28 protein-coding genes and 1 riboswitch are annotated in these 23353 nt (G+C 41.3%); of the genes, 9 read left to right on the forward strand and 19 right to left on the reverse strand.

Going from position 1 to position 23353, the window contains the following annotated elements; genetic code table 11:
• The first annotated feature begins 55 nt into the window (after nt 1-55).
• The 3 genes from CFK37_RS06565 (at nt 56) to CFK37_RS06575 (ending at nt 1965) form a co-directional block, all read left to right on the forward strand.
• Nucleotides 56-943: a LysR family transcriptional regulator gene (locus CFK37_RS06565; RefSeq protein WP_089061104.1), complete on the forward strand. Its 888-nt coding sequence runs from the start codon at nt 56-58 to the stop codon at nt 941-943.
• A 107-nt stretch (nt 944-1050) separates the two neighbouring features.
• On the forward strand, nt 1051-1566 hold the full coding sequence (locus CFK37_RS06570; RefSeq protein ID WP_089061105.1) for an acyl-CoA thioesterase: 516 nt from the start codon (nt 1051-1053) through the stop codon (nt 1564-1566).
• Nucleotides 1567-1593: 27 nt separating this feature from the next.
• Nucleotides 1594-1965: a hypothetical protein gene (locus tag CFK37_RS06575; RefSeq protein WP_089061106.1), complete on the forward strand. Its 372-nt coding sequence runs from the start codon at nt 1594-1596 to the stop codon at nt 1963-1965.
• A gap of 143 nt (nt 1966-2108) precedes the next feature.
• Here the strand turns inward: CFK37_RS06575 and CFK37_RS06580 are convergent, their stop codons facing one another.
• The 13 genes from CFK37_RS06580 to CFK37_RS06640 are packed head-to-tail and all read right to left on the reverse strand — an operon-like array spanning nt 2109 to nt 12613.
• On the reverse strand, nt 2109-2861 hold the full coding sequence (locus tag CFK37_RS06580) for an ATP-binding protein (RefSeq protein WP_157724804.1): 753 nt from the start codon (nt 2859-2861) through the stop codon (nt 2109-2111).
• Entirely contained in the window at nt 2858-3343 is a 486-nt protein-coding gene (locus CFK37_RS06585; protein ID WP_089061108.1) for an ECF transporter S component, read from the reverse strand. Before CFK37_RS06585 ends, CFK37_RS06580 begins: the two co-directional genes overlap by 4 nt.
• 1 nt (nt 3344) lies before the next feature.
• A complete protein-coding gene (locus CFK37_RS06590; RefSeq protein ID WP_089061109.1) occupies nt 3345-3926 on the reverse strand; it encodes a cob(I)yrinic acid a,c-diamide adenosyltransferase in 582 nt (193 codons plus the stop codon).
• Nucleotides 3927-3944: 18 nt separating this feature from the next.
• Nucleotides 3945-4385, reverse strand: a complete 441-nt coding sequence (locus CFK37_RS06595) for a bifunctional adenosylcobinamide kinase/adenosylcobinamide-phosphate guanylyltransferase (RefSeq protein WP_089061110.1) — start codon at nt 4383-4385, stop codon at nt 3945-3947.
• A complete protein-coding gene (locus CFK37_RS06600) occupies nt 4337-4963 on the reverse strand; it encodes a histidine phosphatase family protein (RefSeq protein WP_089061111.1) in 627 nt (208 codons plus the stop codon). Before CFK37_RS06600 ends, CFK37_RS06595 begins: the two co-directional genes overlap by 49 nt.
• The gene (locus CFK37_RS06605) at nt 4921-5715 is read right to left on the reverse strand and encodes an adenosylcobinamide-GDP ribazoletransferase (protein ID WP_089061112.1); all 795 of its coding nucleotides are present in this window, start codon (nt 5713-5715) and stop codon (nt 4921-4923) included. The genes CFK37_RS06600 and CFK37_RS06605 overlap by 43 nt, the downstream gene beginning before the upstream one ends.
• Nucleotides 5712-6563 (reverse strand): cobyric acid synthase, encoded by an 852-nt coding sequence (locus CFK37_RS06610; RefSeq protein WP_089061113.1) that lies wholly within the window; start codon nt 6561-6563, stop codon nt 5712-5714. The genes CFK37_RS06605 and CFK37_RS06610 overlap by 4 nt, the downstream gene beginning before the upstream one ends.
• Nucleotides 6529-7146 (reverse strand): bifunctional adenosylcobinamide kinase/adenosylcobinamide-phosphate guanylyltransferase, encoded by a 618-nt coding sequence (locus CFK37_RS06615; RefSeq protein WP_089061114.1) that lies wholly within the window; start codon nt 7144-7146, stop codon nt 6529-6531. Before CFK37_RS06615 ends, CFK37_RS06610 begins: the two co-directional genes overlap by 35 nt.
• The gene (cobD, locus tag CFK37_RS06620; protein ID WP_089061115.1) at nt 7128-8204 is read right to left on the reverse strand and encodes a threonine-phosphate decarboxylase CobD; all 1077 of its coding nucleotides are present in this window, start codon (nt 8202-8204) and stop codon (nt 7128-7130) included. Before cobD ends, CFK37_RS06615 begins: the two co-directional genes overlap by 19 nt.
• Nucleotides 8179-9141 carry an adenosylcobinamide-phosphate synthase CbiB gene (cbiB, locus tag CFK37_RS06625; RefSeq protein ID WP_089061116.1) on the reverse strand — a complete coding sequence of 321 codons (963 nt, stop codon included), beginning with the start codon at nt 9139-9141 and terminating at the stop codon, nt 8179-8181. The genes cobD and cbiB overlap by 26 nt, the downstream gene beginning before the upstream one ends.
• Complete coding sequence (locus tag CFK37_RS06630; protein WP_089061117.1) at nt 9138-10610, reverse strand: adenosylcobinamide amidohydrolase; 1473 nt, start codon at nt 10608-10610, stop codon at nt 9138-9140. Before CFK37_RS06630 ends, cbiB begins: the two co-directional genes overlap by 4 nt.
• Nucleotides 10611-10614: 4 nt before the next feature.
• Nucleotides 10615-11673: a FecCD family ABC transporter permease gene (locus CFK37_RS06635; RefSeq protein WP_089061118.1), complete on the reverse strand. Its 1059-nt coding sequence runs from the start codon at nt 11671-11673 to the stop codon at nt 10615-10617.
• Nucleotides 11636-12613 (reverse strand): ABC transporter substrate-binding protein, encoded by a 978-nt coding sequence (locus tag CFK37_RS06640; RefSeq protein ID WP_089061119.1) that lies wholly within the window; start codon nt 12611-12613, stop codon nt 11636-11638. The genes CFK37_RS06635 and CFK37_RS06640 overlap by 38 nt, the downstream gene beginning before the upstream one ends.
• Nucleotides 12614-12765: 152 nt before the next feature.
• A riboswitch (cobalamin riboswitch) is annotated at nt 12766-12946 on the reverse strand.
• Nucleotides 12947-13096: 150 nt separating this feature from the next.
• Here CFK37_RS06640 and CFK37_RS06645 point away from each other — a divergent pair.
• The 5 genes from CFK37_RS06645 (at nt 13097) to CFK37_RS06665 (ending at nt 16425) form a co-directional block, all read left to right on the forward strand.
• The gene (locus tag CFK37_RS06645) at nt 13097-13852 is read left to right on the forward strand and encodes an SDR family NAD(P)-dependent oxidoreductase (protein WP_089061120.1); all 756 of its coding nucleotides are present in this window, start codon (nt 13097-13099) and stop codon (nt 13850-13852) included.
• Between the two features lie 18 nt (nt 13853-13870).
• Entirely contained in the window at nt 13871-14290 is a 420-nt protein-coding gene (locus CFK37_RS06650) for a MarR family winged helix-turn-helix transcriptional regulator (RefSeq protein WP_089061121.1), read from the forward strand.
• A gap of 465 nt (nt 14291-14755) precedes the next feature.
• Complete coding sequence (locus CFK37_RS06655; RefSeq protein ID WP_089061122.1) at nt 14756-15079, forward strand: PadR family transcriptional regulator; 324 nt, start codon at nt 14756-14758, stop codon at nt 15077-15079.
• Nucleotides 15072-15632 carry an HAAS signaling domain-containing protein gene (locus CFK37_RS06660; protein ID WP_089061123.1) on the forward strand — a complete coding sequence of 187 codons (561 nt, stop codon included), beginning with the start codon at nt 15072-15074 and terminating at the stop codon, nt 15630-15632. Before CFK37_RS06655 ends, CFK37_RS06660 begins: the two co-directional genes overlap by 8 nt.
• Nucleotides 15625-16425 (forward strand): DUF4097 family beta strand repeat-containing protein, encoded by an 801-nt coding sequence (locus tag CFK37_RS06665; protein WP_089061124.1) that lies wholly within the window; start codon nt 15625-15627, stop codon nt 16423-16425. Before CFK37_RS06660 ends, CFK37_RS06665 begins: the two co-directional genes overlap by 8 nt.
• Before the next feature lie 78 nt (nt 16426-16503).
• On the opposite strand, the gene gdhA is transcribed toward CFK37_RS06665, so the two are convergent.
• A complete protein-coding gene (gene gdhA / locus CFK37_RS06670) occupies nt 16504-17886 on the reverse strand; it encodes an NADP-specific glutamate dehydrogenase (RefSeq protein WP_089061125.1) in 1383 nt (460 codons plus the stop codon).
• Nucleotides 17887-18115: 229 nt separating this feature from the next.
• Nucleotides 18116-18859 (reverse strand): hypothetical protein, encoded by a 744-nt coding sequence (locus CFK37_RS06675; RefSeq protein ID WP_089061126.1) that lies wholly within the window; start codon nt 18857-18859, stop codon nt 18116-18118.
• A gap of 132 nt (nt 18860-18991) precedes the next feature.
• On the opposite strand from CFK37_RS06675, the gene CFK37_RS06680 reads away from it, so the two are divergent.
• Nucleotides 18992-19588 carry an SAM-dependent methyltransferase gene (locus CFK37_RS06680; RefSeq protein WP_089061127.1) on the forward strand — a complete coding sequence of 199 codons (597 nt, stop codon included), beginning with the start codon at nt 18992-18994 and terminating at the stop codon, nt 19586-19588.
• Between the two features lie 72 nt (nt 19589-19660).
• Here the strand turns inward: CFK37_RS06680 and CFK37_RS06685 are convergent, their stop codons facing one another.
• Genes CFK37_RS06685 through CFK37_RS06700 form a run of 4 tightly spaced genes read right to left on the reverse strand, consistent with a single transcriptional unit; the run spans nt 19661 to nt 23273 of the window.
• Nucleotides 19661-20440 (reverse strand): energy-coupling factor transporter transmembrane component T family protein, encoded by a 780-nt coding sequence (locus CFK37_RS06685; protein WP_089061128.1) that lies wholly within the window; start codon nt 20438-20440, stop codon nt 19661-19663.
• The gene (locus CFK37_RS06690; protein ID WP_172840462.1) at nt 20421-22097 is read right to left on the reverse strand and encodes an ABC transporter ATP-binding protein; all 1677 of its coding nucleotides are present in this window, start codon (nt 22095-22097) and stop codon (nt 20421-20423) included. The genes CFK37_RS06685 and CFK37_RS06690 overlap by 20 nt, the downstream gene beginning before the upstream one ends.
• Nucleotides 22094-22672 (reverse strand): ECF transporter S component, encoded by a 579-nt coding sequence (locus CFK37_RS06695; protein ID WP_089061130.1) that lies wholly within the window; start codon nt 22670-22672, stop codon nt 22094-22096. The genes CFK37_RS06690 and CFK37_RS06695 overlap by 4 nt, the downstream gene beginning before the upstream one ends.
• Nucleotides 22665-23273 (reverse strand): YkoF family thiamine/hydroxymethylpyrimidine-binding protein, encoded by a 609-nt coding sequence (locus CFK37_RS06700; RefSeq protein ID WP_089061131.1) that lies wholly within the window; start codon nt 23271-23273, stop codon nt 22665-22667. Before CFK37_RS06700 ends, CFK37_RS06695 begins: the two co-directional genes overlap by 8 nt.
• Between the last annotated feature and the right edge of the window lie 80 nt (nt 23274-23353).

Genomic DNA, 23353 nt, shown 5'->3' on the forward strand with positions numbered 1-23353 from the left:
AGATACGGTAATAATAAGCAAGCATCGGAAGAATGTAGGAAGTTGGTGAGGATAAATGGAGATCAAACATTTGCAGTATTTTATGGAAGTCACGCGCACTGGTAACTTTACCCACACAGCGGAGAACTTGTACATAACCCAGCCTGCTCTGAGCAGAATTATTAAATCTTTAGAAGACGAACTAGGCGCACCGCTTTTCATTCGTTCCCGTAAAAAGCTAAAGTTAACCGAGGCGGGACAAGTGCTATATAAACACGCACAGGAAATTGAAAATCAGGTTCAGCTTATGGAAACAGACCTTGATCGTTTGCTTACATTGAAAAAAGGTCATATTCGCATCGGCCTTCCAACAATAATCAACTCTTTCTTTTTCTCCGACTTGATCGGTTCTTTTCATCAGGAATACCCCGAGGTAACGTTTGGGCTCGAGGAGGACGGATCAAAGCTTATTGAAGATAAAATTGTCCACGGTCAATTGGACTTTGGGGTAATTGTTCTTCCGAAAAAGCATGATTCGTACGACTATTATACCTTTGTGAATGAAAGACTAAGGCTCGTGATACCGTCCTCCCATCATCTTGTGGGGAAACAAAAAGTTTCTTTGCATGAACTAAAAGGAGAGGCGTTTATCATGTTTAACCAAGATTTTTCACTGAGAAATCGCATCCTTACAGCGTGCAATGATACGGGGTTTCAACCACGAATTATATCAGAAACATCGCAGCTTGACTTTATTGAGGAAATGGTAGCCTCCAATCTGGGTATCACCCTGCTGCCTGAAAGCACAAGCCTCAAATTGACAAGCCAAATACAAACAATAGCAGTCGTTAATCCATCGATTGAATGGAATCTTGCGATGATCTGGAAAAATGATGCGTATCTATCCCAAACCAATAAGGAGTTTATTCGTTTCGCCAAGGAAAGGCTAAAAACGCTTCCATAACATTTCAGTATGAAAACCATGTTTGATCGGCATTGTACTTCACCGGAAGGCACGCAGTATAATATTCCTTGTAAGAAGTTTATGCATAGCAGATAAGGTGATTGATTATGGAAGTTAAAAAAATAAAGGATACACGCGTTGTTCAAACCGATCAGGTACTCATCAACGATTTGAACAATTATCATACATTATTCGGTGGAGTATTGATGAAGAAAATGGATGCATGCGCAACACTTTCTGCAAGAAGGCATTCAAGGATTAAGGAATGTGTTACAGCATCAACAGACTCCGTGAATTTTATTGAACCAATTCGGGTAAGTGACTCGGTTTGTCTCGAATCATTTGTGGCTTATACCGGAAAAAGCTCAATGGAGATTTTTTGTAAAGTGATTGCCGAGGATTTGGACACCGGGGGCCGGAGATTAGCAGCTACCGCCTTTTTAACCTTTGTTGCTTTAGGTGAAGATAAAAGACCTGTAGAGGTTCCTGACGTTATTCCAGAAACGGAGGAAGAACGATTTCTTAACGAGACTGGTCAAGAGCGGGCAAAATTACGCAAGCTGAAAAGACAGCAAAATAAGGAACTCGTATCTAAACTAACCTTGGAAAAACCATGGGATTAAACTTATAACAAAAGGGAGAGATCGCGCATGCTGATATCATCTAATTTCAACGATTTGCAAGGTGCTAAAAGTGCAATTGATAATTTAAAAGCAAAAAGTCCAACACTGTTTCAAAAGTTTAGAAATACGATTCTTTTGACCCGCCAACTGCAGTATGGATATCAATACATGGGCTGCCTGGTAATGGATGAGAATCCAACTAATTTCAGCCCTATGTCACAAAATGATTATGTATTGTTTGTTTATCAACAGGAAATCGAAAAGTTGAAAACAGACAGCAAAGTACAGGAATTGAAAAACCTGCTAGCAACGTATAAACAAGTTAGCTATGCGAATATTTGTAAACTGGCGATCGGTACCAACCCACGTGCACTGGTTGGACCAGCTGTAGTCCGTTAATATAGAAAGTAAATGGTGTATTCGAACTCTTAAAAAAGGGGAACATTTCAACGACGCGAATAATCAATACACACGTTATTTCATATTGAAAATAACGTGTGTATTGTAGTTTAATGTCAGTTAATCCTTACTTTTTGCAAGTGTTAGCGGTCAATTTTCAGCTCACTAGATGTAAAACTTCCACCATTTACGTTCACATTATGAAACAATCGCCCAGCTTTTGACGTAATGATCCGATGATCTGACTCTGCATAAACAGCGATAAAGCAGGTGGATGGGCCTGATGACTTTTCCATTCTTAAATCACATGTAAAATCCAGGGACTGATCAGGGAATAACTGCCTTAGTTCATGCAAAATCCCCTTCGAACCTACCGGAACAACAGTCAGAACAGTATGTTGTTTGCAGAACCATTGGAATAACGCAAGCGGTGCGATATTTTCTTTCTGTTCAATTACTTCGTTCCCAATTAGCGGACTGCCAATAACCGCAGCAGATAAAACCTGTTCAATGGCAGGGGAATGTGCTGCTTTTCGTAACCGCTTCCCAAGAACTGTAATACCTGTCGCGGATTGTGCTAACGAAAAATTAGATTCGGTGCTGCCGGTTATTGGCAGAGGATCTATTGCTAATTCATTACATCCGCGCTTAATTCCTGTTAATAGGGAATTCCATGCAGACTTGTCATTAAAGTTTTGAATGATGACGGAAAATGGAATTCCTCCTGCTGCCATGCATTCCATGTAGGCAACTCGAAATGCAAAATAGGATACAACGTCATAGGGAGCGGACACATCATCAGCCGTCTTCATTCCAATCGAGCCGCTATTGTCACAGGCAATGACGATATCCATTTTTTGATCAAATGGTGCGATTAAACTGTCCCTTATCATCATTGCTCACCTGCCATCGTTTTTTGGAAAAGCATTTTACATTTCGGAATGAAAATTATTGCAATGGCCGCATTAACAGTCGCTCCAATCAAAAGGGAAGGCAGTAACGCGAAATAGAACGAAACCCCAAGTAATACCAGCATAGGAAGCGGTGCCAGCAGGCTGTTGCTGCAAACGAAAAACAAACCAGCAAGCTTCGTATTCCCCGATTGATAAATAGCACCGAAACTCCAAACAATGAGTGCCATTTCAACAGCAATGAGAAGATGCATCGGACCTAGTGGCATCCCGGCAATAAGTGCGGAAACAAGATGACCAGCGCCGGCTATCAAGGCCCCTGCCCGCTTGCCAATTAATACAGCGGCAAGCAGGGAGGGGAAAGCATCAAGGGCAATACTTCCGACGAACGAAGGTATTTTGATCATCGCTCCGATTACCGAAAGTGCAATAAACAGGGCTAACAAACATAGTCTTTTTGTAGACATGTTACTTCTCCTTGCGCTTGCCATCCCGAAATACCCGGGCACTGCGGACGTATTCAACATCCTTCACCTTCAGTCTCGCATTTACAACTCTTGCCAGGGTGAAGAAATAATCAGAAAGCCGGTTCAAATACTTAAGAGATACATCCGATTCTAATGTCTCCTGTTTCATCAGCCGGACAACCAAACGCTCGGCCCTCCTGGTTATAGTGCGTGCGATATGAATGGAAGCGGCTGGCGTGGAACCACCAGGTAAAATGAATCGTTCTATTTTTGGGGCTTGTTCAATAAACTGATCAATTTTTTCTTCCAGGTAATCAATGGATTCTTCAGTCAGTTTCAGTGGCCGTTTTTTAGAGACACTTGCTAAATCGCCACCACAATCAAACAGTTCGTGTTGGATTTTTTCCAGATCTTCGAGAATGTCGGAAAACAGCCCTAAATCCAGTTCGGTGACTATTTTTCCTACAAAACAATTTAATTCATCAACGGTGCCGTATGCTTCAACCCTAATATCATCCTTATCAACCCGGCCCCCAATTAAGCCTGTTTGTCCTTTGTCACCTGTTCGTGTATAAATTCGCATGTTAATTCCTCCAATTTTTTATTTTAACTGTTTGTTGATTCCGTACCAAATGAGGTCTAAACGATCACATTGTTTCACCAAATCCTGATAGAACCATCCTGTCACATCGCGCCAGGTTCGCATTTTTGACTCCACAGGGACGATACCTTTGGAAATATCTGAACCAATAATGACCAGTTTTCGCTGGGCCGTTGTTTGTTCCCAATCTAACCATTTGGCTATCAAACCCCGGCCCATTGTTCGGACCTCTGTGATACTCTGGTTTTCTATCCATTGTAGAACCCACTGCTCCACTCCTTCACAGACAACGATGTTCTTGCTTAAAACCGACAAATCGTCCGGACATGGTTCTGATTGATAAGCTGACAGCCAGTGGTAATCAGTGCTGTCGTCAACCAGATAGTGTTGTCTTACCCACGCTGATTTTCCGTTGTAGGCACCTCCTGTAACAACATGCAATTTTCATCCCTCCTAAAGCTATCTTTTGTCCAGCATAGCCGGTAACCGCCGCCATATGGAATATGCCATTGGAAAAATGGTGTGTTTTGATCCAAAAGAATGGATAGCAAATAACGTATTACCCCACCATGCGTAACAATTGCTGTTTCTTTTGCATCCGTTGCTATAATTTGCCTCCTGATTTCTGTGAATCCGTCTTGTATTCGCCTGCAAAAGGCTTCAAATGATTCGCCGCCATCAGGACGTGAACGAAATGGATGATCAATCCAATGACGGTAGGAAGGGAGATGTTGTAATTCCGCATATGTTTTTCCTTCCCATGCACCAAAGTGTATTTCTCTTATTTCCGCCAAACATTGTACAAGCTGATTTGGAAACGCAAGTGCTGCTGTCTCCAGACACCGCTTTAAATCACTTGAAAAAACCATGTCCATTTCAGGAAAATATTCGTGCATCCGCTTTACATCTGATTTCCCTTGCTCACTTAAGGGAGAATCCGTCCAGCCGATATATGCTGACTTTTGGTTTTCCTTTGTCATCCCATGACGTAATAGTGTAATAGCCATACAATCATCCATAAACAGACCTCCACTCCTTCTGTTGTTGCACCAACGGTATCGCCGGAAATTCCTCCAAACCAGGTGCGGACCTTCTTTCTTGCAAATAGAAATAGCAGCAGTGAGCAGATAAGCATCCCGGTCCCGATCATCACACTTTGCAAGCCTTGCGTCCATAATAGAATAGCCGCTGGGATCAGATACCAGCAATAACTCCATATTGTTGAACGCGTGCATGACTGCTGGAATAGATGCCCCAGGCCCTCCTCTTTGGCAGGTGGAACAAGGGCGAGCATCATTCCCATAACTATCCTGCTAAAAAATGGGATGAAGAAAATAAATAGATAGGAAGGTCTTTCTATTCTAATGATGATTTCATAGATAAATAGAAATCTGGCACTTAGCAGAACAATGACACTTAATACACCAAACGCACCGGTTCTGGGGTCTTTCATAATCTCTAGTCGCTTATCCCTATCGCGGTAAGAAAAAAACGCGTCACTTGCATCCATCCAGCCGTCAAGATGAATACCGCCAGTAAGCACAATCGTGATTAGCCAGATGATAAATGCAATTGCCAGCGATGAAAAAGGTGTCCATTGTATCAGGCCATAAAGAATGGCGGCATATGAGAACCCTAGGATCCAGCCAAAAGCAGGGAACACCCGAATAGCACGTTCCAAATGAATAGGTGTAATTGGAACCTCCTTTCTCAGTGGCAGGATACTAAAAAATTGAATCGTGAGTATCATACCGTATACATAGGATTTCATTGTCTGTCCCACTGATTTATAATATTGATCATATGCTCCCAATCGAGATGGTTCTTAATTTGCGCTGCTAAATCATCGTAACGGTCGACTGCTGTTGAGACAGGCGGCTCGGGACAAGGGACCTGTCCCTCTGTCCCATAGGAATCTTCTCGTTCTATGGTGTGGTGGATATGTGGGATGATTCCTAGTACTGGTAGTCGGGTGTTTTTTTCAATCCACCGGATGCCTTCTGCAAATAGTGATTGGTCGCCACGGAATTTATTAATGATAATGCCTTTTACGCGTTTTCTTTCTGGGTGACTTAATAATTCCAGTGTACCGATAATGCTAGCGAAAACGCCTCCTCTGTCGATATCGGCGATTAACAGCACGGGAACATCGGCAAGTTCAGCTATTTTCATATTGACTAATTCGTTGTTTTTTAAATTTAGTTCAACTGGGCTCCCGGCGCCTTCCATAACGAGAACATCATACTGTTGGTTTAAGTGATGTAATGAATCCTTGATAACTGCTAATCCTGTTTCATAAAAGGAATTCCGATAATCCCGTCCTGTCAATGTTTTTTTGGTTTTACCTAGCATAACCACTTCGGCTTTAAGGTCTGAACTTGGTTTCAGCACAATTGGATTCATCCATACAGTTGGATCTACCTTTGCTGCCTCAGCCTGTAATGCCTGGGCGCGTGAAATTTCAAGTCCATCTTGTAAGACTTGAACATAATTGGACATGTTTTGGGATTTGAATGGTGCAACAGACAAGCCCTCATTGACCAACATTCGGCAAACAGCAGTGACAACCAGGCTTTTCCCAACGTTAGAAGCGGTTCCTTGAATCATAATGCCCTTCATTTGGCTGTCCTCCCTTCATTAAAATCGGTATTCCTGCTTCAACCAAATATGCTTCAGATGACATCCGGACCAGTTCTTGATGCAGCATTCCAAGCAATCTGCCATATGTTTGAACAAGCGAACGATCTGTTATGTGTTCGTTCAGTACCTCATTCGAAACAATCAAAAGCAGTTTGGCTTTGCCTCTAATTGCATCAATTCCTTCCAGAATCAGTTGCATTACTTTAGCCTGGTAATCTTGTTGTTCCCAGATGTTTTCCGAGAAACCATCGCGAAATAGTTCATTGGTCAGCAAGACTGTCAGACAGTCAAGCAAAACAATGTCACTTTGTTGAACGAAAGAAGCGGCTTTAGCCATGTTAAAAGGAAACTCTAAGGTCTCCCAATTAAAACCGCTATTCAGGCGCTGCAATTGATGAATTGAAATTCTGCTTGTCATTTCACGATCCGATGGCCTGGATGTGGCAATATAGCGTAACGTTCCCTCATTCCCTTTAACAAAAGATGTTGCATAGTTTTCCGCAAATGTACTTTTCCCACTTCTGACACCGCCTGTTATAAATATCAACTTTTTTTCTTCCATGCCAGCAACTCTTTCAATAGGATGTCGTTCTCATGGGTCTGTTTAATTGAAAAGCGCAGCCAACGACCGTTTAATCCCTGGTAGTTGGCAGTATGTCTGGCCACAATCCCCTTTTTTACTAGAAACATAAATAAAGGCAATTGGTCGCCCAACTCAGGGTCACGAACTAAATAAAAATTCACCCTGCTGGCTGAGACAAGATATCCTGCCTGTTGCAATGCGTGCACCATCCGTTTTCGTTCAATTGAAACGAATGTTTTTGTCTTATTGATGTAGTTGTCCGCAAGCAGGCATTCTTTCCCAGCTAGCAATGCTAATGCATTTACACTCCAATGTGCTTGATTTTGATGCAGTTCCTTAATGATGGAGGGTGCAGCGAGAATGTAGCCTAGGCGTAATCCGGGGATGGCGTACATTTTCGTCATCGAACGAATAATAATTAACATGTTATAGTCCTTGAGATAAGAAGCGATTGTATTCGATTCATCCGTAAAATCATAAAACGCCTCATCTATAACAAGGAAACAGTCTTGCTGCTGGCAGGCATTTACAATCTGCAAAAGCAGTTGTTCAGAATAAATGATGCCAGTTGGATTGTTGGGATGGCACAGAAACAGCACATCCGCACGGGCTAACTTGGAAGACAAGTCATCTACTGGGATTTCCCAGTCATTTTCTTTGAGAATTAAGTTGCTAATTTGACAACCATTTGCAGTGCACATTCGCTCATATTCGGAAAAGGTTGGCTGGATAAGCAAGACACGCTTACCTGAAAACATTTTTGCCAACAACCCAATGAGTTCAGCACCGCCATTTCCGGGTAAAATTGATGAACGTGGCAATTTTTCTTTTTCCGAAATCACCTCAATCAATTCACTATTATTTGGGTCCGGGTAATCACTAACAGCCGCAAACCAGCGAATCCACTTTTCCTTCAATAATGCGGGCGGGCCGAATGGATTTACATTCACACTGAAATCGATGATGTTCTTTGGCATGGGCAACTGCAGATGATTATATATATATTGTGGATTAGATCCATGTATTGGCCAATTCAATGGCAATTCCTCCTATCATGAAACATAGTAGAAATAAGAAGACAGTCCTTCTCATAATCGTAATCGTTTGCAAAATATGAACAGCCTGCAACGGCACGTGTATTTCACCCATTTTCCTGGAAATGGATATTGTTCCCTGGTATGAATTAGTTCCCCCTAGCTGTATTCCGAGAAGTGCTGCAACAGCAGCCTCTCCCCAACCGCTGTTCGGACTCTTATGTTTTCGGGCATCGCGGAATAGGATCGACCAGGCATTCCTTGTGGTGGTATGTATGGGCCGATTAACGACCACCATCACAAAAGCTGTTAATCTGGCGGGAATCCAGTTTAAGACATCATCAAGTTTGGCCGATGCCCAGCCATATGCTTGATATGCATCATTTTGGTATCCTACCATGGAGTCACACGTATTCACTGCTCGGTACACAAGGGCGAGAGGAGCCCCGCCAATAAAACTCCAGAAGAAGGGAGCAGTTATTCCGTCGCTAGTATTCTCAGCAATTGTTTCAACCGTTCCTCTAGTAATTTCCCCTTCTGTTAGTTGTTCTGTATCACGCCCAACAATATAAGAAAGTTTCTTTCTGGCCATTGCAAGATCACCATTTTTTAGTGGTCGATAAACTTCCATAGCTGCCTTTTTCAGGTTATTGGCAGAAACAGTTGTCGCGATTAGTACAGCCTCAACGATTACACCTGCGACAGGGTGGAATTGATAACATAATGAAAGGAGTAAAATACTGCTGATAAATGCTGTAAGAATAATGAGTAAGACCATGAGTAATCCTTTTAGTTTACGGTAGTTTCCTTTATTCAGTTGAGTCTCAAGTAAAGAAATAAGCCGGCCAAATCCCCTGACAGGATGCGGCCACCTTTCCGGGTCCCCAATCAGTAAGTCCAGTATATATGCCAAGGCAATGGCAGCGAAATGGTGAATCATGGTTTGTGAATCCTTTCCAAATAACGATGAAGAGACTTTTTCGTACAGGCATAAACACCTTTACCAACGAGGCTGCCTAATGGTGTAATCGACCCGCCAAAAGCATACAAAGGCCCGCGTTGGGTAGCGGCAATTAAAATACTGTCTGTAGATGTTCCAGTTGCGTAAGTATTTGTCGTTGTATCCTGTATAGATGCTTCCCGTAATGCTTTTGTTTTTGCCTCTGTTGCTGTCATAATACATTGAATAAATGCCTCATCTGTCAGTTTTCCATTAACAAACACCCAGGTATTGATTGTTCCCGGCGTTACCGCAAAGGCATGCTGCTCTCCATACGCAGCATCCACGGCATTGCCTGTGCCGGCAGTAACAACTATCAACAGCGAACATCCATTTACTTCTAATGCCTGGAAGGAAACGTCTTCCAGATTAACTGCCGTCATCATGCCAACTGTTTCATTAGGGTCCAGATTATGGGATCTTAAATAGTCGATCATTTCCTGCCTATGGTTGGAACACTGATAATCCTTTCCGACATGGCGGTTGACAAATGTCCGGAACCATCCCATACCAGAACCGGTAACACCCGAAGACATGGTTTTTAGGGAAACGGGGAAATGAAGCTGAATCATTTCTTTTGTAACTTGCAAATAGCTCTCATCTATAGTTGCTGTCTCCTGTCCGGTCTGCTGATCCTCGGGAATGAGCATGATCTGCGGCTTAGGTATTTTGGGGTGGGGAAACTTTTCAATATTTGTTTCATAAACTTCCTGAATCCTTTCCATTTTTAGTACCTCGTCCGGATAATCACAAATTTTCATGGTTCCATCATGCAACAGCAATAACCGGTCACAGTACAAACTTGCTAGATTTAAATCATGGAAAATCGACACAACGGTCAATTGGTTGGAAAGGGTCCACTTTTTAAGTAGATCCAGTAATTCCTTTTGATAAGCTAAATCAAGGTGGTTGGTCGGTTCATCCAGCAAAAGAATTTTTGGGTTTTGTGCCAAGGACTGAGCCAGGTACACTCGCTGCCGTTCACCACCTGAGAGTTTGTCCAGCAAATCATCCCGATAATGGTAAATACCTGTTTGTTTCATCACTTCCTGAACAACCCGTTCATCTTCCTCAGAAAATGATTGAAAAAGTTTTTTCTGGTGGGCATAACGGCCAAGCGAAACCGTCTCTTTTACGGTATAGCTGAACGTTTGCGCTGTATGCTGCGGCAGCACAGCTATCCATTTGGCAAAATCCCTTACGGAGTACGATGAAATGGACTTATGATTTAGGGCAATTTCTCCGGTGATTACTGGCAAAATTCCACTGATCATCTTCAATAACGTCGTTTTACCGCTGCCGTTTGGGCCAATAATGCCAAAGAATTCTCCATTCTTAACGTCAAAGGATATATTCTTTAGAATGGCTTCATTCGAATAGCCACCTGAAACGTTTTTGATTTCAATCATATTATCATCTTCTTTCCAGTCGTTGCCTCATTAAGATCAATGCGAAGATTGGTGCTCCGACTAAAGCAGTAATAACGCCAATCGGTAATTCGGACGGAGCAATAATAACCCGGGACACCAGATCAGCCGAAATAAGAAATCCAGCACCTGCCAAAATGGATAGCGGAAGCAAGTGTTTATGGTCCGGCCCCCAAACAATTCGGACAAAGTGCGGAATGACAAGGCCGACAAAGCCAATTGTTCCTGATACGGCCACTGACGCTCCCGTTAAAATAGAGCCGGCAATCAGTATATTCATTTTTTTTCGTTCAACATGGACACCTAAATGCTTGGCCTGTTCTTCCCCAAAGGACATGGCATTTAGTTCTGTCGTATGCATCAACAGGATAATAGAACCAATAACTGAAAACGGCAGGATAATCCAAACGTAATCCCAGCCCCTCATTGAAACACTACCAAGCAGCCATCCAATAATCTGACGCAGTTCCTCGCCTGTTAAAGCAATCATGAGTGATATAAGCGCCCCAAGAAATGAACTGAAAATAACCCCCGTTAAAATGATTGTTTCAACCCGCATCGTACGATCCACCCGCCGTGCAAAAAATAAAACAATGATAATGGTGATAAATGATGCAAGGATGCTCACTACAGGCAGGGTGTACAAGCCTAAGAACGGAAGGGACAGGTTGAAAAATATGGTCAGAACAGCACCTACGCTGGCTCCTGAAGACACACCAAGTGTATATGGATCTGCCAGTGGATTGCGCAACAGACCCTGAAAGGCAGCCCCGGCTACTGCAAGTGATGCGCCAACAATGCCGGACAGTAACACGCGCGGCATCCGGATATCAATGACAATACTCTCATACATCGGATTGATTGATTCAGGTAGCGGTGTTTGTGTGACTGCGGCGAAAATGACTGTTAAAATAGTTTTCACAGGAACCTTTACTGTTCCAATCGATATACCCATTAGGACGGCAACAATCAATAGCAGTAATAAAATAGGATAGGCACTAAGTTTCTTATTTTGCAAAAACATCCGGATAAACTGCTTTTCCAAGTTCCTCTACTCCTTCGACCAAACGAGGACCAGGTCGATTGGTTAGATCAGCATTTATATCAAAAATCTGATTCTTTTTCACTGCTGTAATATCTTCCCATCCGTCACGACTGGATACTTCGGCTGCCGGATCATCTACATAGGCGCCATATGTTGTAATAATAACGTCCGGATTGGCTGCAATAACCGCTTCTTCATTCACCTTTGACCAGCCATTCTGATTTGCTGATGCATTATCAGCATGGATGATGGATAGCAGGGTATCCATAAATGTATTTTTTCCCGCCGTATAGATTTCAGGAGCTGGTGATAGTTCGATATATACATCTTTACGCTTATCTTCCTTAATGGCACTTGCTTTTTCCTTTAATGATGCCAGTTTTTCTTTCATACCTTTAATTACCTTATCCGCTTCCTTCTGTGTTCCGGTCGTTTTTCCAATCAATTCAATATTTGAATAAACTCCCTCGAAGTCGGTTGCCTCACCTACAATCAATACTGGAATTCCCGCTTCCTTTATTTGTTTTAGTGCCTTCGCATCATTTGTCTGATCCGCTAACACTAAATCGGGATTCAATGATAGGATTTTCTCGACGTTCAACTCCAATCCGCCTATTTTCTCCTTCTTCGTTGCTTCCTCCGGGTAGTTATCGTGGTCGGAAACCCCGACAATCTGTTGACCAAGGCCAAGTGCAAATGCAATTTCTGTATTACTTGGCAGAACCGATACAATCCGTTCAGGTTTTTTCTCAATCGTTAATTCTTCTCCAGTCCCATCTTTAACGCTTAGTGGAAAAGCGGCTTTTTCCGCTGTTTGTTCCGTTTTCGCCTCATTAGCACTGCCATTGCTCTTTTTAGACAGATCCTCAGCGCTGCCGCAGCCTGCCAATATAACAAGTAACAGCATGGCAGTTAATAAAAACAATATAACCTTTTTCATTTCTTAACCCCCTGGTTTTGTATGGAATATGTAAAAAACCCAATAAAAAAACACCTCAGCTACGAAAGGTGTTCAAGGCAATAGTGTTCAGCAATCAATAAACGATGAATCTATGATCGATTGACTATACACCTTCCTATCCTCGTAGGTTTATGGCGTATCAGAATGAGGCAGGTCTCCTGGCTCATGGCTATCATTGTCTGTTCCTTCCCATGCGTGAACACAGTGGATTTATGCAGACAACAACCATTTACAGTGGCGGGACCGCGTTGGTATTTCACCAAACTTCCCTTTTAAGTCTCTATGAAAGACACCCTATTCTGGTACAAATATTAAGTTTTCCAATTTAAAGTATACACTATCTTTCATAACAGGAACAGGTTAGAACGGAAATAGTTGGTAGGCTGGAAATACTATGGTAAAAATATAGTTTAATATTAAACGGTTAAGTGTTAAACTGTATATATAAGGAGTTGTTAATAAATGAAGAGATTACAGGATAAAATTGCAATCATTACTGGCGGAGCATCTGGTATTGGAAAAGGGATAGCCACTGCGTTTGTTAAGGAAGGTGCAACGGTTGCTATTGTAGATTTGAATGAAGAGATTGGTAATCAGACAATAAAGGAATTACAAGAATTTCAGCCGGATTCCATGTTTATTCAGGCAAATCTTGCTGAACATGATAAACTAGAAAATATAGTCAAACAAGTAATTAATCAGTATGGAAAGTTAGATATATTAGTTAATAATGCACATGCATCAAAAAATATGCCGTTTGATCAAACAACAAAAGAGGATCTTGATTTATCCTTTGATACAGGGTTCTATCCAACGTTTTACTTAATGCAGGCGGCGTTGCCATATTTAAAGCAAACACACGGTAAGATCATTAATTTTGCATCCGGTGCTGGTATTAATGGAGATGCCAATCAAGCAGCATACGCAGCTGCAAAAGAGGCAATTCGTGCGATTTCACGCGTAACAGCGAATGAATTTGGACCATTTGGCATCAATGTTAACCTGATTTCTCCTATTGCAAATTCACCGGGTGTTCAAAAGTGGGCGAAGGAGCAGCCTGAATACTATCAATCCATGCTGTCTAACATTCCAATGCGCAGACTTGGTGAACTGGAAAGCGATATTGGGCGGGTAGCGGTATTCTTAGCGAGTGAGGATGCCAATTATATTACCGGGCAGACAATAATGGTTGATGGGGGAGCGACAAAACTACGTTAATTTTTGGAGGAACTGCTATTGGAAAACAATGTTTTTAAATTAATACGAACTGTAGAGTTGTTTACAAATGAGTCCATTATTAGATGGAACAAGTCATTTCGGCACAATATTGGAATTTCTCCAATCCTTGTTTTAGCTGAGCTGAAACAAAAGGGTCCACAAAAGCAGTCCACACTCTCAAAGGAGCTAGCATATACACCCGGTGCAATGACGAATATTGCAAACAGGCTAATTAAAGAAGGCTATGCTAAGCGTCAATACAATGAAGCGGACCGCCGAATTATCCTATTGGCAATTACCGAACAGGGATTAGCAATCCTGGATGAAGCACAGGCAAAGGGGCAAGAAGTAAAAAAAGATTTATTTGACGTTTTAAGTGAAGAGGAAATTAATCAGTTTCTAGCCATTCATGAAAAACTATTAAGGAACTTTGATTAACATTAATGGTTCAGCGAGACCTTTGCTTATTATTATGGCAGGGGTTCGGCTTTTTTTAATATAAGACTAGCCCCAGCCCTCGATTCTAAACGGGGCGCTTGCGCTTTTCTTAATGAAAGGGAGCGGTGTCTTATGGTGAAGATATACGATATGGGTTTAGAACAACTGAAACGATTGGCAGCTATCTTGCAAAAGCAAGGAGTAGATGCGGAAGTATGCAAGCGGCCAATTACGGAAAGCACAAAATAATAAGAGGAAAAAAATACGAATACCGATAAAACATAAAACAACCGCCCACTAGCGATGAAAATTTCCATTTGCTAAGGAGGCTTTCAGGCTTGGATTTTGGTGATGAGTAATAATATACCATTTAGTACCTTGTAATAAACGGTACTGAATGGTATATTTTATTAACCAGTACTATACAATGTATAATAGATAGATGAAAATGAGGTGCAAGCAACCATGAACATCCAGTTTAAGAAAGGTGTCTTAGAAATTTGTGTTCTGGCTTTACTAAATAAACAGGATCGATATGGATATGAACTCGTTCAAAAAATCTCCAGTCAAATTGCTATATCAGAAGGTTCTGTGTATCCGTTGTTACGGAGATTAACTAAAGAGGAGTACTTTACAACTTATTTGCAGGAGTCAAAGGAAGGCCCTTCACGTAAATATTATCGAATAACAGACAAAGGAAGGGCATATCTTCATAAGCTTATCAATGACTGGCAGGAGTTTTCTATAGGTGTTAATCAAATTATTAAAGAAGGTGTTAGCGATGAATAAGGAACAATTTTTAAGAAAGTTAGATTCATCTTTACAAAGACTCTCTTCAGATGAACGCCGGGATATTCTGCATGACTTTGAAGAACATTTTGCTATTGCGTTAACAGAAGGGAAAAGCGAGGAACAAATTTCCGATTCGCTTGGTTCGCCAACTCAAATTGGAAAAGAATTACTTGCCAACTACCACCTCGAGAAAGTTGGAACAACCGCATCAACTGGTAACATATTCCGCGCTGTTTGGGCTGTTGTTGGCCTGGGATTTTTCAATCTCGTGATTGTGCTTGGACCATTTATTGCCCTTGCTGCAGTTGTGTTTGCGGGTTGGGCATCGAGTATCGCTTTTATCGCCTCTCCGCTGTTGGCATTGGTGAATATTGTCATCTATCCCGGTTCATTTGAGCTTTTTGATTTATTCTTTTCTATTTCACTTACTGGACTCGGACTATTTATAGCAATCGGAATGTTCTATGCAACACGTACATTGACCGATGGATTTGTTCGTTACTTGAATTATAATGTGAAACTCGTTAAAGGTGGTTTAAAACATGACTAAGGTTAAAAAAATATCAATCATAGCGTCAATCCTAATATTGGTTGGTGTTGTTGGTTGTATACTAACGTTTAATTTATTGGAGAAGCCAACTGCGATTGCCGAAGAGAAAATCATCGATAACCACGACATTTCGACCGTTGACATTCACGCCAATAATGAAATGGTAAAAATTATTCCGACGAAGGACTCATTGGTTAAGGTAGAACTTACCGGAAAAGCAACAAAAGGTTCCAAAGATGATTTATCTGTTGAAGCTGAAGGAAACAGGCTATCAATTAAAACCAATAATCAAAGGAAATTTTTTAACTTTGATTTTTTTACAACATCGCTTACATTAACCATTCATCTGCCGCAGAAAATATATGAGTCGTTACAAGTGGATATTGATAATGGCAGTGTTGGTGCAAACGGGTTAGCAATAAACAGCGTAAAGGCTAAAACAAATAATGGTCAAATCGAAATGAGCAATATGAAATCTGCTGCAGTAGAGGTGGAATCAGATAACGGGAAGCTTATTTTGGATAACGTTGATGGCAGGATTACCGGTGAAACAAATAATGGCACCATTTTGCTTAAGACTAAGGATTTAGATCGAAATATAGAACTTGAGTCTGATAACGGGGGGATCAAGGTCGGGTCTGACAAAGAACCAACGAATGTAACATTCCGTGTGGATACAGACAATGGAAATATTAATATCCTTGATAAGTATAATGATAATGCTGTTATTGGAAAGGGAGATAACTTAATAAAATTGTCTACAGATAATGGATCAATTACCGTTACAAGGTAGAACGAGGCAAAAACTATGAGAAAACGACAAAAGAGGCCGGTTAAATTTAGATTAGCCAGCCTCTTTCAAAGTTTTCCTTTAAATAATTCCCTGGGCCACCATCGCATCGGCCACTTTGGTGAATCCCGCGATATTGGCGCCTGCCACCAGGTTGCCGGGAACGCCATACTCATCAGCAGCCTGCATGCAGTTTTGATAAATATTAGTCATGATCTCCTGTAACTTTCCATCGACTTCTTCAAACGACCAGGATGTTTTTCCACTGTTTTGAGCCATTTCGAGTGATGAAACCGCTACGCCACCGGCATTGGCTGCCTTGGCCGGGGCGAAAAGGACATTGCTGTTTTGGAATATAGTGATCGCCCCAAGTGTTGAAGGCATATTTGCACCCTCACCAACTACCTTGACACCATTGGCAACCAATACTTTTGCCGTTGCTTCATCAATTTCATTTTGTGTTGCACAAGGAAGCGCAATATCACAGGGAATGGACCAGATTCCTGTGCAGTCTTCGAAATATTCCGCATCGGGATGCACATCAACATATTCGCTGATTCTCTTTGTCTCAACTTCCTTTAACCTTTTCACGGTATCAAGGTTTATACCATTTTTATCATAAATAAATCCATCAGAGTCACTGCAGGCCACAACCCTTGCGCCGAATTGAATAGCCTTCTCAATCGCATAGATGGAAACGTTGCCTGACCCAGATACAACAACGGTGCTGCCTTTAAGGGCGAAATCCTGGTCTTTCAACATTTCGTTTATAAAATAAACAGTACCATATCCAGTGGCCTCCTGGCGTGCAATACTTCCACCATACTCAATTCCTTTTCCTGTTAATACGCCTGCTTCGAAGCTGCCACGGATTTTTTTATACTGTCCAAACATAAATCCAATCTCCCTTGAGCCGACGCCAATATCACCGGCTGGTACATCAATATCGGGACCAATGTATTGGGATAGTTCAGTCATGAAACTTTGGGTGAAACGCATGATTTCAAGCTCTGACTTTCCTTTTGGATCAAAGTCAGAACCGCCTTTTCCCCCGCCTATTGGCTGTCCGGTTAAGGAGTTTTTAAAGATTTGTTCAAATCCCAGAAATTTAACAATACTGGCATTCACGGAAGGATGAAAACGCAAGCCGCCTTTATACGGGCCAATTGCACTGTTATATTGAACACGGAATCCGCGGTTTACTTGAACTCTGCCAAGGTCATCTACCCATGGAACTCTGAATGTAATAAGTCTTTCTGGTTCTACTATTCTATCGAGTATACCGTAATCCATATACTTTGGATGATTGACAAAAACCGGTACCAAAGAATTAAATATTTCTTTAACGGCCTGCAAAAACTCGTGTTCATTAGGGTTGCGCTTTTGAACAGTTTCATATACTTCATTTACATACTCTTTAGCAGTCTTTTTTTCCTCTTGCAAAACTTCATTTAACGTTGTCATAGATTCTCTCCTTGAATATAAATTTTGGTTACTTGAGGGTATTGCTGAGTCAATAAAATTGAGGGGTTTCCCGTCCTTTTGAAGCCCTTATAGGCGGTTATATTCGTGTTTGCTATAAAGGTTGAATTTTCATTATAACTGATTTTTCAGTCAATATAAAGTGAAAAGCATTATGAATCGATATAAAGTAAAAAACTTCCATTGGTTTCTAATGCTAAGATACAATTATTCAGACTTTAGACCATGATTTAATAACGGAAACAAGCTCATCTTTTACCTGCTGGAATTGCTTTTTTCGGTGGCCATTTGCACCTGATGGATGTGGGAATCCAAATAGGTAGGAGTGATCAGGCAATTGTTTTTCCGAAAGCAGCTTGCGCAAAGATCGTTCCACAACTTTTCCAAGCGGTATAATGAGAGCGGGATGTTTAATTTGCCTCAACTCTATTGGAAATACATCATAAGCATAAGTGGATAACAGTGGCGTCCTATTGATGGCCGGTTTGTGACCGGTATAATTTTCCCCCTGGAGAAAGACAGGATATTTAATGATTGATGTTGTATGCAATAATGGTCTTTTTTCTATAAACAAAGAAGAGGAACTTCCCGCATCAATAATGCCAGGTATCCCGCATTGATCCAGCATGTTAATTAAATTGCTTCTCATTGATCCAGCAAAACTTGCGGCTATCTTAGCCTTTTCTAAGACTTGGTCAGTAGGATGATGTGATTTCAGGCCTTTTACAGTCTGTTCAAAAGCGGCTTTCATCTGACTCCAGCCTGGTGTTATTCCCACAATAACAATTTTTGCCTGATTGTTGATGTATTCATTATGAGGGGCATAATACATTTCCAAGTTTCCAGTTCTATTAATTAAGAATTGTTCAGTCAATAAGTCCTGTTTCGTAAGGGGGCTTTCTTGGTTTAATGCTTGAATTGCAGGTAAATATTCGTGAAATTTTGAGTTTACCACGGTAATCCCCCTGTGACCCCAAATTTAGTAATTCTTCACATTGTATCATAATGAATGGCAAATATGTTCTAATTAACCATGATACAATGGTAGAATACCCATCAATTTTTTAAATATGAATGGAGTGGAAACGTGAAAGAGTACCAATACGATAAACTCCTGAACATCCATACAGGCGGCTATCAAAAAGATTCCAATCAATCATTTCATTACTATCCGTATGAGCCAACCCAATATAGTGCTTTAGAGACCTTATTTACGAAATATGAATTGAAAAGCAGTGATCATGTAGTTGATTTTGGATGTGGAAAAGGCAGGCTGAACTTTTTTATCCATTACTATTACAACGCAACCGTTACAGGGATCGAAATGGACAAGACCTTCTATCAGATAGCAATAGAAAATCGGAATAGTTATGCGGGAAAAAATAAAGATAACATTCATTTCCATTGCTGCCTCGCCGAGGAATATCAGATTGCCCCGCAGGACAACCGTTTTTACTTTTTTAATCCCTTTTCGAAAGAAATTTTTATCAATACCATAAATAATATATTGATGTCAGTAGAACGAACAAGACGGGATATTGAGCTGATTCTTTATTACAGTTCAGATGATTATATCTATTTTCTGGAGAATGATACTTCTTTTGAATTAAAGGAAGAAATTATTATACCTGATTTATCCAAGAATGATCCTTATGAGCGGTTTTTGATTTATCGCTTAGTTTAAGGATTTAAAGAAAATGTGGCATTGACTAGTAAAAGGCAAATGCCACGTTTTCCTAAACATCTGATTACACGCTTACAGCTCGCCACTGTACCACCTAAAATAACCCAAATACCACGAAATGGACGCAATAAAGAGCAGGGCAATTACCATTAAGCCCAAAAATGCCCAATCACGGAAAGAAACAGAGAAACTCCTGTAAAAGGTTCGCTTTTTCTCACCGGTAAAACCTTTTGATTCCATTGCCATTGCTGTCCGCTCGGCCTTTCTTATGGCGCTCGCTAACAGTGGTATGGAGAACTTTTTATATTGATCCAGCTTACCGCGGAATGTCTTTGCCTGATCAAATCCACGTACCCGGTGGGCGGTCCGGATAATGAGCAGTTCGTCTTTCATCATTGGTAAAAAACGGTATCCAGCCAGGACGCCATACGCAATTTTTGGTGGTAATTTTAATTGTTGAATAAGGCTTAAAATGAAATCCACAATATTTGTTGTGAAAACAAATAGTAATGATAACGCAGCAACACTCAGAACACGTAATGAAAGGGCAAGCGCCGTTACAAAGGATTCTTCAGGAATGGTTAATCCTAATAAAGTGATTTCCTCCTGTGGATGCGTTGGTGTGTCTGCGAATGCGATTGTCGTCCAAAGCATCCCAAACGCAATAATGGAAAACGGCAGAAAATATAAACAATACCTTTTGCCATTTATATCCCCGCCGATGAATGTTAATGCGATTGTGCAAATCATAAATAGAAATGGTGTAAACGGGTCGAACACTAATGCGAGCAGTGTCACAAGTAATAGGATTGTTATTGCCTTTATACTCGGGTTAAGATGATGTAGAAACATAATTGGCTTCCCTTTCATAGCAATGTTGAAGCTGAACTTGGATCGGCAGTGCAAGCTGCCAGTTCTTTAATACTGCCGGTTTTACTGTCCATAATTCACTCGGATGGCAGTCAGCAGAGACATTTCCCTGATTGATAACAATTACCCGGTCAGCATAATGATGAACAATCTCCATGTCATGCGTGATCATGACGATACTGGTCCCTTGTTTATTTCGTTCTTCCAGCAGGTCCATTAATGCTTTGGTTGAATGCGCATCCTGTCCAAATGTTGGTTCATCTAAAATGAGTATACGCTGATTATCTACAATCATTGTTGCAACACTTAGACGACGTTTTTGACCCTGACTGAGTGTATAAGGATGTTCATTTTCAAGCCCTTCCAAACCGCAATCCTTGATGATGGAAGTGACCTTTTCGTTGATTCCCTTGTTGTCCAGACCCCTCAGCCGCAAACTGAATGCAACCTCATCAAATACAGTGTTCATAATAAATTGATGCTCTGGATTTTGAAATACATAACCTATTTTGTCGCGCAAATAAATTTCTTTCCAATGTTCCAATGCTTTTCCGTTTAAGTAGGCAGTTCCTGCTGATGGTTTTTGGATACCAGCTAATATCCTTGTCAGTGACGTTTTACCGCTTCCGTTTGCACCAACGATAGCTACAAACTCTCCATCATATAACTTTAGCGAGATGTTACGAATGACTTGCTGGTTTTTCTTCTTCCACGATAGATTAATTGCTTCCAAAAGAACATCGGAATTTCTTTTTTCTATTGGTGGTTCATAGCCCCATTTTACTGATGGCTGTTGGCCTGCCAGATCTGTAAATTCATCCATGGTTAACGGAAGAAAACCATTCCAATGCGCAGATTGCTGCAGAACATATTGGGTGATTCTGGGCAGCCATATTCCTTGTCCATTCAATTCCGGTAGAATTTCCTCAATGCCTTTTCGCAGCGATCCATCATAAAAAACTTCTCCAGATTTATTTAATAACAGACTGCGGTCGCACAAATCCATCCATCCGTCCAATTGATGTTCGATGACAATCAGAGCAAACTCCTTTTGTCTTTTTAACTGTTGTATGGTGGTGATTAAATCCTTTGTCGCAACCGGGTCCAGGTTCGCGGTGGGTTCATCCAAAATGAGTAAATCCGGTTCTAGCGCCAGGGCACAGGCTAAGGCGAGTTTTTGTTTTTGTCCTCCAGAAAGGGAGGCAATATCTGATTCCTTATAGGAGACCATATTAACTTGCGAAAGAGCGTCATCTATCTTTGCCTCCATCAGGTGACGGGGCAGATTTATGTTTTCCAAGCCAAATGCAATCTCATCTTCAACGGTAAGCATGCAAAATTGTGTTTCTGGGTCTTGAAATACAACACCAACTTGACGGCTAAGTTCACCTGGTTTATATGCCGTCGATCTCTCCCCGTTGATGAAAATATTGCCAGTCATTGTTCCATCCAGTTCACGAGGATATAGGCCATTTAAACAAAAAGTTAAGGTGCTTTTCCCACAGCCGCTTGGTCCAAGCAATAAAAGTGTTTCACCTTTGTCCAATTCAAAACTGACATTCGAAATGGTGTCTTGATTGGGATGATTTTCGAATCCTAAGGACAACTGTTGTACGCGTAAAAGGAAATCCTTCTTCATGCCGCATTTTTCTTTCTGTACTCTTTTCCCAGAGCAAAACTGGATAAGACACCTGTTTGTGCCAGGGCATCGCCCAAAGTTTTTCCGAGTAATCCAGCGATTAATGCGCCACTTATCATGCGTGTGACAAACATCCCAATCACATAAGGGGTAGAAAGTGCAGCATATCCACTTATAAAGTAACCGTACACAAAGCTGAATACAGCGGAACCAACACCGGCAAACAGAAGGACCCATGTTGAGTAATTTTTCCAACGGGTTGCTGCAAATGCAGCCTCAGCGCCTAACCCTTGAACTATTCCAGACAAAATCAGCATTGGGCCAGCTGCATTACCGAGTAGAACCTCGACCATTGCAGCAATTGTTTCAGATATAAATGCAGCACCAGGCTTACGGATAATATAAGCAGCCAGTATAGAAACAATAAACCAGATTCCAAAAATAAGATCGTAGCCAATCGGTCCAAAAAATCCCACAAGAATTTTCCCCACAGGAACAAAGGCCAGATAAACAACCGCGAATACAACGGAAAGTGCGGACATTACAACGATTTCTTTAAAACGCCAATTATTCACGATTGCCACCCCTTTTAGACGATGGACTATTTGCTGATATGGAGACTGTCATCACAGTGTGGCTTGATCCCCCAAGGACAGTAGCCTGAAAAACCTTTTCTAAACCTTCAAAAACGTTAATCGCTCCCCCGTCCAGACGAGTGGAGTAATGCGCATGTGAGACATCTACATGACTTTTCATCGCTTCAATCTGCTCCATAATTACATTCATATAATTTCCGCCGCCTAATGGATAGAGAGAAAATTTAGCCGCTACCGGCTGTTTGATATCATTCACTTGTGAGTTGTATACTGCTATATCATCCTCGGCCATATAAACGTCTCCGGCGGAATCTCCTGGACAGCCTAATGAATACGTTGCTTGAAATGCAACATGTTCACCTGTCCTCGCAGCATGAATAAATATTGCCTTTGTTACGTCAAAAACATGTATTAGTTTTCCCCGCACAGTTGTTGTCACATCGTCCGTTTTCATCCAAACCTTTGATGTGTCAACATTTTTCAACGCACCCGTGATAATCTCGATGAAATCGTCACTCATAGGGTGGATAGAAAAGCTGCATCCAGCAATTTCTGGTCCCATACATTGTTGATTTTTCATTTACATCTCCTCCTTTTTAATTTTCAGCCATTAAAAAAACTGCATCCCCGTGGAATGCAGTCCATTTGTTTGTATAAGAA

The organism is Virgibacillus phasianinus, from assembly GCF_002216775.1.
Lineage (GTDB): Bacteria > Bacillota > Bacilli > Bacillales > Amphibacillaceae > Virgibacillus_F > Virgibacillus_F phasianinus.

Excerpts from the sequence above, each read along its gene's own strand:
- CFK37_RS06585 (WP_089061108.1), bottom strand. The coding sequence starts at position 3,343 with ATGTCTACAAAAAGACTATGTTTGTTAGCCCTGTTTATTGCACTTTCG.
- CFK37_RS06640 (WP_089061119.1), bottom strand. The coding sequence starts at position 12,613 with ATGAAAAAGGTTATATTGTTTTTATTAACTGCCATGCTGTTACTTGTT.
- CFK37_RS06685 (WP_089061128.1), bottom strand. The coding sequence starts at position 20,440 with ATGTTTCTACATCATCTTAACCCGAGTATAAAGGCAATAACAATCCTA.
- gdhA (WP_089061125.1), bottom strand. The coding sequence starts at position 17,886 with ATGACAACGTTAAATGAAGTTTTGCAAGAGGAAAAAAAGACTGCTAAA.
- CFK37_RS06655 (WP_089061122.1), top strand. The coding sequence starts at position 14,756 with ATGAACATCCAGTTTAAGAAAGGTGTCTTAGAAATTTGTGTTCTGGCT.
- CFK37_RS06605 (WP_089061112.1), bottom strand. The coding sequence starts at position 5,715 with ATGAAATCCTATGTATACGGTATGATACTCACGATTCAATTTTTTAGT.
- CFK37_RS06590 (WP_089061109.1), bottom strand. The coding sequence starts at position 3,926 with ATGCGAATTTATACACGAACAGGTGACAAAGGACAAACAGGCTTAATT.
- CFK37_RS06565 (WP_089061104.1), top strand. The coding sequence starts at position 56 with ATGGAGATCAAACATTTGCAGTATTTTATGGAAGTCACGCGCACTGGT.
- CFK37_RS06690 (WP_172840462.1), bottom strand. The coding sequence starts at position 22,097 with ATGAAGAAGGATTTCCTTTTACGCGTACAACAGTTGTCCTTAGGATTC.
- CFK37_RS06630 (WP_089061117.1), bottom strand. The coding sequence starts at position 10,610 with ATGATTGAAATCAAAAACGTTTCAGGTGGCTATTCGAATGAAGCCATT.
- CFK37_RS06570 (WP_089061105.1), top strand. The coding sequence starts at position 1,051 with ATGGAAGTTAAAAAAATAAAGGATACACGCGTTGTTCAAACCGATCAG.
- CFK37_RS06700 (WP_089061131.1), bottom strand. The coding sequence starts at position 23,273 with ATGAAAAATCAACAATGTATGGGACCAGAAATTGCTGGATGCAGCTTT.
- CFK37_RS06615 (WP_089061114.1), bottom strand. The coding sequence starts at position 7,146 with ATGGAAGAAAAAAAGTTGATATTTATAACAGGCGGTGTCAGAAGTGGG.
- CFK37_RS06610 (WP_089061113.1), bottom strand. The coding sequence starts at position 6,563 with ATGAAGGGCATTATGATTCAAGGAACCGCTTCTAACGTTGGGAAAAGC.
- CFK37_RS06580 (WP_157724804.1), bottom strand. The coding sequence starts at position 2,861 with ATGATGATAAGGGACAGTTTAATCGCACCATTTGATCAAAAAATGGAT.
- CFK37_RS06665 (WP_089061124.1), top strand. The coding sequence starts at position 15,625 with ATGACTAAGGTTAAAAAAATATCAATCATAGCGTCAATCCTAATATTG.
- cbiB (WP_089061116.1), bottom strand. The coding sequence starts at position 9,141 with ATGATTCACCATTTCGCTGCCATTGCCTTGGCATATATACTGGACTTA.
- CFK37_RS06645 (WP_089061120.1), top strand. The coding sequence starts at position 13,097 with ATGAAGAGATTACAGGATAAAATTGCAATCATTACTGGCGGAGCATCT.
- CFK37_RS06600 (WP_089061111.1), bottom strand. The coding sequence starts at position 4,963 with ATGGATGATTGTATGGCTATTACACTATTACGTCATGGGATGACAAAG.
- CFK37_RS06575 (WP_089061106.1), top strand. The coding sequence starts at position 1,594 with ATGCTGATATCATCTAATTTCAACGATTTGCAAGGTGCTAAAAGTGCA.
- CFK37_RS06660 (WP_089061123.1), top strand. The coding sequence starts at position 15,072 with ATGAATAAGGAACAATTTTTAAGAAAGTTAGATTCATCTTTACAAAGA.